The organism is Microcoleus sp. PH2017_35_SFW_U_B (genome assembly GCF_020737865.1).
GTDB lineage: Bacteria > Cyanobacteriota > Cyanobacteriia > Cyanobacteriales > Microcoleaceae > Microcoleus.
Map to the genome: position 1 here is coordinate 1 of NZ_JAEQDE010000096.1, position 12,479 is coordinate 12,479.

Annotated in this window: 10 protein-coding genes; 5 read left to right on the top strand and 5 right to left on the bottom strand. The window is 45.0% G+C overall.

What is annotated here, in order from left to right; all coding sequences use genetic code 11:
- Positions 1-95: 95 nt before the first annotated feature.
- The gene (locus tag JGK36_RS25430; protein ID WP_293197271.1) at positions 96-1,010 is read right to left on the bottom strand and encodes a PPC domain-containing protein; all 915 of its coding nucleotides are present in this window, start codon (positions 1,008-1,010) and stop codon (positions 96-98) included.
- A 98-nt stretch (positions 1,011-1,108) separates the two neighbouring features.
- Here JGK36_RS25430 and JGK36_RS25435 point away from each other — a divergent pair, with 98 nt between their 5' ends.
- Positions 1,109-2,812 carry an NAD(P)/FAD-dependent oxidoreductase gene (locus JGK36_RS25435; RefSeq protein ID WP_293193544.1) on the top strand — a complete coding sequence of 568 codons (1,704 nt, stop codon included), beginning with the start codon at positions 1,109-1,111 and terminating at the stop codon, positions 2,810-2,812.
- Positions 2,813-2,869: 57 nt separating this feature from the next.
- On the opposite strand, the gene JGK36_RS25440 is transcribed toward JGK36_RS25435, so the two are convergent.
- Entirely contained in the window at positions 2,870-3,625 is a 756-nt protein-coding gene (locus tag JGK36_RS25440) for a Uma2 family endonuclease (protein WP_293179527.1), read from the bottom strand.
- A 96-nt stretch (positions 3,626-3,721) separates the two neighbouring features.
- On the opposite strand from JGK36_RS25440, the gene JGK36_RS25445 reads away from it, so the two are divergent.
- From JGK36_RS25445 to JGK36_RS25460, 4 genes are all read left to right on the top strand, one after another.
- Positions 3,722-4,201 carry an FxLYD domain-containing protein gene (locus JGK36_RS25445; RefSeq protein WP_293179530.1) on the top strand — a complete coding sequence of 160 codons (480 nt, stop codon included), beginning with the start codon at positions 3,722-3,724 and terminating at the stop codon, positions 4,199-4,201.
- An 80-nt stretch (positions 4,202-4,281) separates the two neighbouring features.
- On the top strand, positions 4,282-6,039 hold the full coding sequence (locus JGK36_RS25450) for an ABC transporter ATP-binding protein (protein WP_293179533.1): 1,758 nt from the start codon (positions 4,282-4,284) through the stop codon (positions 6,037-6,039).
- A gap of 168 nt (positions 6,040-6,207) precedes the next feature.
- Positions 6,208-6,828, top strand: a complete 621-nt coding sequence (locus tag JGK36_RS25455) for a Uma2 family endonuclease (protein WP_293179536.1) — start codon at positions 6,208-6,210, stop codon at positions 6,826-6,828.
- A 32-nt stretch (positions 6,829-6,860) separates the two neighbouring features.
- Positions 6,861-7,193 (top strand): XisI protein, encoded by a 333-nt coding sequence (locus JGK36_RS25460; RefSeq protein WP_293179539.1) that lies wholly within the window; start codon positions 6,861-6,863, stop codon positions 7,191-7,193.
- Between the two features lie 106 nt (positions 7,194-7,299).
- Here the strand turns inward: JGK36_RS25460 and JGK36_RS25465 are convergent, their stop codons facing one another.
- Genes JGK36_RS25465 through JGK36_RS25475 form a run of 3 tightly spaced genes read right to left on the bottom strand, consistent with a single transcriptional unit; the run spans position 7,300 to position 12,329 of the window.
- Entirely contained in the window at positions 7,300-7,536 is a 237-nt protein-coding gene (locus JGK36_RS25465; protein WP_293179542.1) for a hypothetical protein, read from the bottom strand.
- A 19-nt stretch (positions 7,537-7,555) separates the two neighbouring features.
- Positions 7,556-12,163, bottom strand: a complete 4,608-nt coding sequence (locus JGK36_RS25470) for an NACHT domain-containing protein (protein ID WP_293197269.1) — start codon at positions 12,161-12,163, stop codon at positions 7,556-7,558.
- Positions 12,150-12,329: a hypothetical protein gene (locus JGK36_RS25475; protein ID WP_293201166.1), complete on the bottom strand. Its 180-nt coding sequence runs from the start codon at positions 12,327-12,329 to the stop codon at positions 12,150-12,152. Before JGK36_RS25475 ends, JGK36_RS25470 begins: the two co-directional genes overlap by 14 nt.
- Between the last annotated feature and the right edge of the window lie 150 nt (positions 12,330-12,479).

The window sequence follows — 12,479 nt, forward strand, 5'->3', positions numbered from 1 at the left end:
ATCTCAAAAGGTACGTAGTTGCGATCTTGGCGCTCTTTCCTAATATTATAAAGAGCGCTAAAGCGCAACTACGTACCTAATACGTTAATTTGATTTTAAGTTTGGGGCGGTATTACTGAGGGAGCAGATAGCAATCTCAAGTTGTAATCTGTATCGCCTTGAAATTGAGAAACGCGGACAAAATAAGTCCCCGCAGGCAAAGCCCCATTGCTTACAACTCTTTCTGAAGCCGTACCTAAATTGTTAGATGAAGCAATAATATCGTCTAATCCAACTACGCCGTTACCATTGAGATCCTGAATTAATTCTACATCCACATCTGCACTCAAACCATCAACAGTTGCACTGAAAAGACTGGGAGTATTGAGGATGAAACTGTAAATATCGGCTGGTTTGGTAGCACTCAAAAAATCGTTGTCAGTTAGACTGTCTGTGAGAACACCTAGGTTTTGGGCTGTGCTCAAATCGTCGGCGGGAACGGGGAGAGCGCTCAACAATCCTTCTTGTTGACCGAATTGAATGTAATGGTCGATCGCACTTTTAACTGCGCCACTGCTGACTGCTGATCCTATTACCGGATATCTTTCTAGATAAAAGCTGGGATCGAAAAAAATGCTGGCTTTGCGGTTTTCAAATTGACCGACTTTCAAGTAGTGTTCAAAGGCGCTAAATTGATTGGTTTGGACTGCTGTTTGCACATCCGGGTTGCTTGTCAGATAAAAACCCACATCGAAGAAAGGGTTGGGGTTCCGCCGTTCAAATTGACCGAATTTAATAAAGTGCTGGGCGCCGGAAAATTTGTTTTTTTCGGCTGACACTGCGACATCTGAATTGGTGTCTAAATAATAGCTGGCGTCGAACAGGGCATTAGGGTCACGATTTTCAAATTGGCCAATTTTTTGGTAGTGATCGAAGGGGGTCGATACTGTGCCTCTGGCGACTGCTACGGCGACATCTGGGTTGTTTTCGAGATAAAATTTGCTGTCGAACAGTGTTCTGAGGGTTAGCATTATTAAAAAATCTCTCTGTACTTTAATCTGGAAAGTGCATAATCAAATTCGATCGAGAATTCAGTTTACATCATTTTTTTTGTGAGGGCGTCTCAATTATGGCTAAATCTGCACTGATGGCAATGCTGCGCCGCGCTGCGAGTATTGCCCAAAAGTCAAGGGAAACAGGCATTCCGGCTGATGAATTACTGGGGATGCTGGACGATCGCACTCCCAATTTTCCCATATCTCGGCGGCACTTGCTGCATGGGGGTTTAGCGGCGGCGGGAGCCGTTGCTGCTGCGACTTTTACCCGGGAGGGAGAGGGGGCTTTTGCTCAAGCGCGCGGTCGATCGCCCATTTTGGTTGTGGGTGCGGGGATTGCTGGTTTGACGGCGGGCTATCGCTTGCGTCAGGGGGGCGTGCGTGCCGATATTATCGAAGCAAGCAACCGCGTGGGGGGACGGATTCGCACGGCTCCTAGGGTGGCTGGAACAGCGATTTCGGCCGAGCTGGGAGGAGAATTTATTGATAGCGGCCACACTACTTTGATCTCGCTGGCGACGGAATTGGGTTTGCGGGCGATCGACTTAGTTAACGTACAGCGGGGATTGGTAAAGGATACTTTTTTCTTGGAAGGGCGACGATTTTCTCTAGCGCAATTAATCTCTGATTTTGGGCCCCTTGCTAGTAAAATTAGTGCAGATTTGGGTGCGATCGGAGATAACATTAGCTATCAAGATTTTACAGAACCAGCGGAAAGATTGGACAATCTTTCGATCGCTGAATATGTAAACCAAGCTGATACTAGCACAATTGTCCGGCAGTTGCTCCGCATTGCTTACACGATAGAATACGGTCGAGATCCCGAGGAACAGTCGGCGTTAAATCTGCTGTTTTTAATCGGTTCTGAATCTGGCAGTTTTGAATTGTACGGCGACAGCGATCAGCGTTATCAAATAGACGGCGGTAACAGTCAAATTGTCAACCGTTTAGCCGATCGATTGTCTGGTTCGATCGAGACGGGGACAATTTTGGAAGCGATTACTTTTTTGCCGGATGGCCGCTATCGGGTGAATTTGCGATCGGGTGAAAGCGCCTTTGAGCGTATTTATGAACGGGTTTTGCTAACTTTGCCGTTTAGCACTCTCCGAGACGTTAAAATTAACGTGCCTTTGCCGCAACCGAAGCGTAGGGCGATCGAGCAATTGGGTTACGGTACTAATTCTAAGCTGATTACTGGCTACCGCAGTCGCATTTGGCGAGAAACTTATCGATCGACTGCTTCTGTTTATACCGATTTAGGATTCCAGAATACCTGGGAAGCTACGGCTTTTGCTCCCACTGCTAACGGTTTGATCACTAATTTTACAGGAGGAAAGCAAGGTTTGTCGATCGGTAGCGGAACTCCTGAAGACCAAGCACAAAAATTCTTGGGACAATTTGAAAGAGTTTTTCCCGGAGTGAGAAATTTGCGATCGGGAAAAGCAGTGCGAGTTTATTGGCCGGGAGAACGCTTTTCTAAAGGTTCTTATTCCTGCTATTTAGTCGGACAGTGGACGCAAATGCACCGCGTCGAAGGCGAACGATTTGGCAATTTATATTTTGCCGGAGAACACACTTCGCTAGAAAATCAAGGTTACATGGAAGGCGGTTGCGAAACTGGACAAAGGGCGGCTGTAGAAATTTTGCAAGACTTGGGTTTAAGAGCTCCTGTTGATGCTGTGAATGCTCGAACTGCTAGCAGTTTGAACAATCGTCGTCCCAGCCGAAAAGTTCCGGGAGCCCGGAATCTTGGGAATAGGAATCCGAGTATTAAATAATAGGAGTAATTGCGGACACGGCATTGCCGTGTCCCTACAAATATCGCGTAGAATTCATCAAATAATCTCGTCCGGGTTGATTCCCCGATCGCGCAAATACTCAGCCAGTCGATCGGCTCGTTCCCGTTCGCGATCGGCTCGCTGGCGTTCTACTGCTAACTGTTCTACGCCCCACAACAGCAGATTTCCTGATTCATCCCACCAGCGCAACCAATAGCCTGTACGCTGTTCTTTCTCCCCTCTCCACGTTCCTAAATACAAACCAAAATCTGCCATCCAGTGACGACCTTCCTCATCGGGAAATTCTAGTACATAGTTGCCATTTTGCAAGCGATATACTTCCAGCAATCCAGTTTCTGGGTCAAAAATGATGTAAGTTGGGACTTGCAGAATTTGTTCGTAAAAAAACCACTTTCCCGGAGGAAAAGTACGTTTAGTAGAATATTCCCCGCCGTCTGTTTCCGACAAAAATTCCATCACAATGGTCGGGATTTCTCCTTCCAAGTTTGGGGTGTAACTTTTGCGGTCAATTCTCGACTCTGCGGGCAATACCGAAGGTACGTAAACCCAATCTGGTGCTTTGATAACTAACTCGCCGTTGACAGTAGCGCAAATCCCAAAATTGCTGGCAATCAGCATTAGTGGGCCGATTAATCCTCTCAGTTCTAAGATTTCTCGCAGTGCTCCAGCAATTAGCGGTTGACCTGTATTCTCCACTGGTTTTTCTTCTAATTGGAAATCGTCTGGCAACTTCTCCCAAGTTACGGTCAGGGCGATCGCTTTTTGTTTGGGGTTATCTTGAGTAACGACCATGACTTTATTTTCAAAAGTTTGATGTCTTATCATAGCACAATGTAAATTTTAGCGAAATTATCTGGTACAATTAATTTCATTAAATCCCAAACAAATATGAAAATATTACATTTAACCGTAGCTTTATCAAGTTTGCTAATCTCGCCGATATCGGCTCGCCCTTTGATTGCAGACTCTACAAATACCCTTGCTCAAAACTCACTAATTAATGAACCATTTTGCTACCTAAAAACCACCGAAGGCAAAATAGTAGACTTAGGCAAGTTGTGCGAAAAACAGCCATCGGGAAGTTCCCCAACTTGCATTACCGGTGCTAACATTGCGGCGAAAGTGTCAATTGCGACGGCAAATTATGACGGCAGCTTTTTCAGCGGAAAAGTGTTGAATCAAGGCTGCAAAATTATCAAAAATGTCAAAGTCAACTATGAAGTTTTGGACGAGTCAGGCAATTTAATAGACAACGGATTTATCGATACTCAACCCGTTAGTCTTGCACCCGGAGAATCGGCCGCCTTTCGGGGTGCAGTTGTGGCGGGGGCTAAAGTACGGGCTACTCATGCTGAGGGTCAAGAATGATTGCGAAGATTTGCCCGATCGCTGATATCATATTCTGGCTCAGATATCTCTAAAAACAGAACTTGCGAGGGCAAAATATCTTGAAAGCTCGATCGACATACTGGCAAATCTTACCCTACCTCCGTCCCCAAAAACAAACCATCGGTAAAGCATTAGCTTGTACCGTAGTCTTTACCATATTTTGGCCAATAATCGCGTGGCTGGTTGGTGAAACCGCCAAGTTTATAGGTAAAGGAGATTTAAAAGGGTTTGCTCAAATTGCTGCACTCAGCGCCATCATATTTCTAATTCGTGGTATCGCCCAGTACGGTCAAGATACGCTGATGGCAAAAGCAGCTTTGACTATTGCTTTAGAAATCCGCAAAAAAGTTTATGCACACCTCCAAAACCTCAATCTCGGCTACTTTGAAACTGCCAAAACCGGAGATTTATCCTACCGCCTCACAGAAGATATTGACCGCATTGGCGAAGTCGTAAATAAATTTTTTCATCAATTTATCCCTTGTGTTTTGCAGCTAATTGCAGTCATGGGATATATGATTTATCTTAACTGGCAATTAACTTTGGGTGCATTAATCATTGCACCGTTAATGGCTATATTAATTGGCTGGTTTGGCGAGAAACTGCTCAGTTACTCGCGAGAAAGTCAAAATCGGATTTCTGATTTATCCGCTTTGCTAACAGAAGTATTCAGCGGCATTCGTTTAATCAAAGCATTTGTGGCGGAAGACTACGAAATTGCCCGCTTTGCAGAAGAAGCCGAACAAAACCGCCGCGCTAAGTATTTGTCAGAACGCATAAAAGCACTCCAGTTCGTCGTAGTTGGCTTTCTGGAAGCGATGAGCGTGATTTTGCTGTTTTTCCTCGGTGGTTGGCAAATTGCTCAAGGAAATCTCACTGGTACGCAATTTATCAGTTATATCGCCGGAGTAGCGCTGTTAATCGATCCGATCGCAATTACCACTGCAAATTACGGCGATTTTAAGCAGGGAGAGGCTTCTAGCGATCGCATTTTTGAACTTTTAGCCATTCAATCAACAGTCGTCGAAAAGCCTGGTGCGATCGAACTTCCCCACGTTACCGGAAAAGTCGAATACCGCAACATTAATTTTGCCTACCCCCCTCAACCCCCCCTTGATAAGGGGGGGCTAGGGGGGGTTCCGATTTTACAAAGTATGAGTTTACTCGCACTTCCCGGAGAAGCGATTGCGCTTGTCGGCGCATCCGGTGCGGGGAAAACTACGTTAGTAAACTTGTTACCCAGATTTTACGATCCGCAAGCCGGACAAATTTTAATTGATGGGATTGATGTTCAAGATGTGACATTAAATACGCTGCGCCGACAAATCGGAATTGTACCGCAAGAAACTATTTTATTTTCGGGTACAATTGCTCAAAATATTGCTTTCGGTCAATCTTATTACGAACTGAAAGATGTACAGAAAGCTGCGGAAATTGCTAACGCCCATCAATTCATTACTGAGTTTCCCGACGGCTATCAAACTTGGGTAGGAGAAAGGGGTGTAAATTTATCGGGCGGACAAAAACAAAGAATTGCGATCGCCCGTGCAGTCTTGCTAAATCCGCGAATTCTGATCCTCGATGAAGCGACATCGGCGCTAGATTCGGAGTCGGAAGCTTTGGTGCAGGAGGCCTTGGAAAGATTGATGCGCGATCGGACTGTGTTTATTATCGCGCACCGTTTGGCGACTGTGCGGAAGGCTGACAGGATTTTGGTCTTGGAAAAAGGTAGAGTGATGGAATCGGGAACCCATGAGGAATTGCTCGAAAAGGGCGATCGATACGCTCGTTATTACGCTCAACAATTTAGTCAGTAGGGTATCCTAGAAACCGGGTTTTTGGCGGAATCTGCTGGCCTCAAGGAAGTATTCAAAGGAAAAACCCGGTTTCTGACTACTCGCGCGTAAGTCATATCAAGAATGGTACAATAAGTTATCCAACTGGAGATTTACTGATTCCAGTTAAAAAGAAGAGGCCGTGCCAACATGATTCAAACCACAGCCAAACTACTAACATTCGAGGAATTTATAGAGTGGTATCCCGATGGCAAAGGACGTTTCGAGCTACGAGATGGAGTAATAGTTGAGATGAATCCAAACGGCGACCATGAGGAAGTTACAAGTTTTCTCATCCGCAAAATTAACGTAGAAATCGATCGCCTTAATCTGTCTTACATAACACCATCAACCTATTTTGTCAAGCCTCTAGGAGCGACGACAGGATATCAGCCAGATATCATAGTATTAGACAAGCCAGCCTTGATTTCGGAGCCACTTTGGAAAAAATCATCGATTATTACCCAAGGTAAATCTGTTAAACTTGCGATCGAGGTAGTTAGCACGAACTGGCAAGATGATTACTTGGTTAAAGTGGCTGATTATGAAAGATTGGGTATCCCGGAATATTGGGTTGTGGATTATGCTGCTTTGGGTGGCAGACGCTTCATTGGCAATCCGAAACAACCTACAATCTCGGTTTATCAGTTGGTTGAGGGGGAATATCAGGCTAGCCAGTTCCGAGAGGGCGATCGAATTTTATCCTGTAGCTTTCCCGAACTTAATTTGACTGTGGAACAGGTTTTTGGATCTATCCAAAGAGAAGAATAGGATTGTTTTGGATATGGAGATTTAGACGCACAATGGCAAATGTAGACCTTTATCGGCAACATATCCAAAATCTACTCTCCCAACACGCTAGTCTGGTGTGGGATGAGCGAATTCAGGCTCAAACTATCTTTGATATCGATCGCGATCATTATCAATTAATCTATGTAGGCTGGCGCAATCAGCGGCGAGTTTATGGCCCGGTGTTGCACCTGGATATTATGGATAATAAAATCTGGATTCAGCAGGATGGCACTGAAGTGGGTATTGCTAACGAACTCGTTGAATTGGGAGTTCCCAAAGAAGATATTGTACTTGGGTTTGACCCGCCGATGATGCGAAAATTGAGTGAATTTGCGATCGGATAACTTTAACCAAAGAAACCGGGTTTTTGGCCGAATCTGCTGGACACAACGAAATTTTATCGAAAAAACCCGGTTTCTGAACCCGCGCGTCAGTGGCGTAGTAAAAATTTCATTCTAAACCGTCTCTCGTCTCCACAGACAACTGATTTCTGACTAGCATAAAGTCCTCCGAGAACATATTTAAACTATCAAAAAAAGTTTTCCAAGCATTTTCTTGGGCGATCGAGATGTGTTCTGGTATAATCACAAACACTTCAACCTCTTCACCCACAGAACCAGGTGGCACTTGAATTTCAAGTTTATTTCCTGCAAGAACTTTGGTGGTAATCCGTATTGCTGACTGCATAGTTCCTCCTTGGCGATGATTAATTTTCCACAGCCCCTAAAGCTTTGAGGGTGGCTTTTTCAACTTCCGTTAAACCCGTAACTCCGGTAATATTCATGTTTTCATAAGGTCTGTCACTTTTCAGTATTTTGAGGCACTCACCCGTCCCAGCATCCCAAATTATAATTGTGCCATCCCGACAGCAAGCAGCAATAATTTTTCCATTTGAACTGAAGGCAACTGAGTTAATTCTACTGGTATGACCTTGCAAAATTTTTAGACATTCACCTGTACGGATATCCCATATTCTTACCGTTCCATCTACACTTCCACTAGCAACTATTTTACCAGAATAACTAAAAGCAACTGAACGTATCCAATCAGTATGCCCCTGCAAAATTTGGAGGCATTCACCACTCTTGACATCCCATAATCTTACTGTTCGATCGATACTTCCACTGGCAAGTATTTCACCGTTCTGACTAAAGGCGATTCCGCGTGCCCAACCCGTATGCGCCTGCAAAATTTGGAGGCATTCACCACTATGGATATCCCACAGCCTCACCGTTCCGTCAAAACCTGCACTGGCAAATATCTCGCCCAAAAAACTGAAAGCAACCGAGTATACAAAATTGTTATGCCCTTGCAAGGTTTTGAGGCATTCGCCAGTAACGATATCCCACAGCCTCACCGTTTGTTTATAACCTGCACTCGCAAGTATTTCACCATTTGGACTGAATGTGATCGACCGTACTTCATTGCCAAATTCTGGCAAAGTATGAAGGCATTCACCACTGCGAATATTCCACAGCCTCAATGTTTCGTCATAACTACCGCTGGCAAGTATTTCACCGTTTGGATGGAAGGCAACTAAGTGTACCCGATCGAGATGCCCCTGCAAGATTTGGAGGCACTCACCAGTGTTGACATCCCACAGCCTGACTTTTTTCTCGTCATCGCCGCTGGCCAGCATTTCACCGTTGGGACTGAAGGCGATCGACATTACTTGATTGCTATACCCTTGCAGTGTATTCAAGCATTCACCGCTGTTGATATCCCACAGATTCAGCGTTTGGTCGTAACTACTGCTAGCAAGTATGTCACCCCCAGGATGGAAGGCAACTGACCCTACTTGATTGCTATGTCCTTGCAAAGTATTCAAGCATTCACCAGTGCGGATATCCCACAGCTTTGCAGTGCGATCGTAACTTCCACTTGCAAGTATTTCGCCATTTGGGCTAAAGGCGATCGACCGTATTTGATCGAAATGTCCCTCCAAAGTTTTGAGACATTCACCGCTACCGATATTCCACAGCTTCACTGTTTTGTCGCCACTGCCACTAGCAAGTATTTCACCAGTAGAATTGAAAACAACTGAAAACACATTTTTAGTATGTCCCTCAAATATTTTTAGACATTCACCACTGTTGATATTCCATACCCTTATTGTTTGGTCACCACTCCCAGTAGCAAGTATCTCACCACCAGGATGGAAAGCCACTGAAAATCCCACTTTAGTATGGTCTTGCAAAATTTTGCAGCATTCGCTAGTACGAATATCCCATAACCTTACCGTGCCATCAAAACTCCCACTGGCGAGTATATTTCCATCAGGATTGAATCTGACAGACATTACTGATTCGGTATGTCCCTGCAAAACTTTTAAACATTCACCAGTTTTGACATCCCATAACTTAATTGTTTTGTCATAACTTCCGCTAGCAAGTATCTTACCATCAGAACTGAAGGCAACTGACTCCACTACGTTGCTATGTCCTTTACAGGTCAATATTTCTCTGCAACTGCTAGCTTCCCACAAGCGAACTATGCCATCAGTATCACCTGTAGCTAACAGTTTGCCATCAGGACTAAACATTACTGACCGAATACTGCTGAAGATTTTAGTAAAAGCAGAATTAGCTAAATTCGCTTCAGCAAAGTTGACGCGGCGCAAGCTAGCATTTGTAAAATCAGCACCTAAAATAACTGCACGAGAAAGGTCTTTTGTTTCTAACGCAGTGCGATCGATTTTCACCAACAGCGTCGCCGCATTCCCTCCCACATAACCCACCTCGCTTTCAGTTTTTCCCCGCGTTTCTTCCATAATTTCTAGTAGGGGCGACTTCTCTAAAGCCCCCCTTCTTAAGGGGGGTTGGGGGGATCTCTTCTGGCTAACATCGTCACTATCCTCTCTCTCTAATAGGAATTCGGGGGTTCTCTCGTGATTGGCATCGTCACGATCCCCCCCGGCCCCCCTTAACAAGGGGGGGGAAATAACCTCCAACATAGGTAACAACAAATCAATCACTGCTTTCGTCAGTGGCGCTTGTCCGAAACTCTGACGAAGTTGCCCTAAATCTTCAGCAACAAATCCCTTGAAAGGCGCGATCAATTCGTTCTGATTTCTCTTCTGCGCCTGAAGCCGACAATAATTAGACCAAGTGTATAATTGAGCCTCAACATCAGGATCTAAACAAGACTGTTCCGGCGCAACTAATTCGGTAAAATCTGCCGCTAAAACTCCCAATTCCGCCGCAAATTTATAAGCGACAAAAAACTCTAACAGCGAACGGTGCGCCGGAGTATAATCGCCGTCGGCATTGCGGATTAGCATCGTTTGACCCATCATGTCATAATGCCAGTGGTCTAAGTCTTTTTCCTCCTGGACGATGGCACCAAACAGGCCGCGAATGCGATCGGGAAAACCGCGATAATTCAGACTCATTTGGTCGGTAGACAGCATTTCCCAAGACAGTTCGCACAAAAAGTAAAGCTTATCTGCTAAAGAAGTAAAAGTGCGTTCAGCTTTGATATCTCTCTCTATCTTCCGTCGCACCGCATACAGATATATCCGCGACATATCGACTGGTTTTCCTGCTTCAATATCGGGCAATGCTTCCAAAATTAACTCAGTCATCACCGGGCGGCGCGCTAAATCTAATAAGTGCGGGTTTCCCATCACTTTTTCGACAGTAGTTGCTTCTGTTTGAACTGACAGCGCTTGCCGAATTTGCGCGTCGTTAAATTTCTCTAATTCTAAGACTTCAAATTGGGGAGTTTCGCCTGTTAAAATGGTTGTTGAAGCTTGCAGTTCTGCATTAAACAATGCCCGTCCTTCCTTGCCTTCAGGAAAGTGTTCGGTGCGGCAAGTCAGGATAACTTTCGCACCCGGAACGACGGCTTTTGCTAGTTCCCAGAAGTTGTTGATGGTTTCTTGCCGATCGCACTTAGCGGCCATTTCATCAAAACCATCGAAAATCAACAGAAACTTACCCATCCGATTCAGTTGTTCAAAAGCCGAATAACCCGCCAAAGGTATCTCGTGTTTCCGAAAGAAAAACTCAGAAAATAGCGACTCCACACTAACAGCTTTAGCATAATCTCTCAGGGGAATTACTAACGGCAAACGCGGACGTTCTAAGCCGCGCTTTTGAGCATCTCGGTAGCGTTGTAGCGCCATCCAAGCATAGTGCATGGCAAACCAAGTTTTCCCCGTCCCAAATTCTCCTAAAACTGAAATATGTTCTTTTACTGGGTCATCCAACCACAAATCAATATAACCTTCAATCCAGCCATCTCGTTCGCCATAATGACTCACTCCTATTTTGCGGTGAGTATCGGGGTCAATTTCTTCTTTCGTACAAGCTAGCGGCACATATTTCGTATCAATTCCTCGGCTGGTAATTTCAGTTTCTAGCCAATCCAGATAAGCGGTAAAATCGGCATCTTGATCCAGCAATTCATCGAAGGTATAGCAAGCTAGATCGCGATTTTCATCTTTTTCTACCTCATCCCGCGCGGCGCGACTGATGCGGCGGGCGGTGACTAGCCAGCCTTCATCGGTGCGCTGCTTTTCCACCGACTCGCGCAAGGCTAAGATGTCCCTGAGTCCGGCTTCTCCGGCGATACCGCGTACTAAAATGCGATCGTACTTTTTGCGTCTCACCGGAACATTGATAATCCATTCAAAATAGTTATCTTCCGAGATTTGATAGGTTTCAAATTGATAATTTAAGGTTTCAAACCAACCGCGCACTTGTTGTGATAAAATAAAAGCTTGAGACTTTTGAATATTCGTTGATGCGGCTGCGGGAAGTGCGGGATAATCTTCGGCTTCCAACCGCGCAAACTCGGTGCGAATTCCTTCGAGAGTGGGAAGGCGTTCGATGCGATCCATTACCATAGATAGGCGTTTTTGCAAAGAGGCGATCGCATTTCCCACCATCACATCGCCGATCGATCGCGTCCGCTTTGCGACTTCCATAAACACGGCCGCAAATGCCATAAACTCCCGTCTGGGGTCAATCCCTAAATCTCGAAGTTCTTGGCCCAAAGCACTTTCGTTGAGAAACTCATCGCCTGCTTGAATTAAAATGGCTGGGCTGTCGGACTCGAAGGCTTTACGAAATGCTGATTCAATCTCTTTTTGGCGAAACAGTTCTAAAATCTGCTTGGGTTTGCCAGCGCCGTATTCTACTAAAGTATAAACGTAAACTCCGCTAAAATCGGCTGGCGGTGCATCGGGGTCGAGGTTAAATCTTTTTAATAATTTGATGACTGTTTCGTTGCGCTGAAACTTGTCTTTGATGGTGCCGAAGGGAATGGCTGTCAGGAGGCTGATAACTAAGTCGAGACTAATTGGGATCATTTAGGCTTTCCTGTTTTTCCGTGGGAGTAACGCTCAAATCTAGAATCGGTAGGCTGTGTCCCTGAAATGCGCTGCGGGCGATCGCACATTGCTCTATTTTTATGTTAACAGGATTTACGCGCTTCAACCAAAGAAACCGGGTTTTTACCGAATCTGTGGGCTGCAACGCGTCTCTTCGTGAAAAACCCGGTTTCTGACCAACCGTTGGCAAGTTATATCCAGTTAATTAACTTAGCATTTTTTTCTCGATTTGACAACTTCAAAACAGAGAAAAAACCGACATATATTGTAGTAAAAAAAGCTTTGATATTAGTTG

Coding starts and splice junctions, on each gene's coding strand:
- JGK36_RS25430 (WP_293197271.1), bottom strand. CDS start 1,010: ATGCTAACCCTCAGAACACTGTTCGACAGCAAATTTTATCTCGAAAAC.
- JGK36_RS25435 (WP_293193544.1), top strand. CDS start 1,109: ATGGCTAAATCTGCACTGATGGCAATGCTGCGCCGCGCTGCGAGTATT.
- JGK36_RS25440 (WP_293179527.1), bottom strand. CDS start 3,625: ATGGTCGTTACTCAAGATAACCCCAAACAAAAAGCGATCGCCCTGACC.
- JGK36_RS25445 (WP_293179530.1), top strand. CDS start 3,722: ATGAAAATATTACATTTAACCGTAGCTTTATCAAGTTTGCTAATCTCG.
- JGK36_RS25455 (WP_293179536.1), top strand. CDS start 6,208: ATGATTCAAACCACAGCCAAACTACTAACATTCGAGGAATTTATAGAG.
- JGK36_RS25460 (WP_293179539.1), top strand. CDS start 6,861: ATGGCAAATGTAGACCTTTATCGGCAACATATCCAAAATCTACTCTCC.
- JGK36_RS25465 (WP_293179542.1), bottom strand. CDS start 7,536: ATGCAGTCAGCAATACGGATTACCACCAAAGTTCTTGCAGGAAATAAA.
- JGK36_RS25470 (WP_293197269.1), bottom strand. CDS start 12,163: ATGATCCCAATTAGTCTCGACTTAGTTATCAGCCTCCTGACAGCCATT.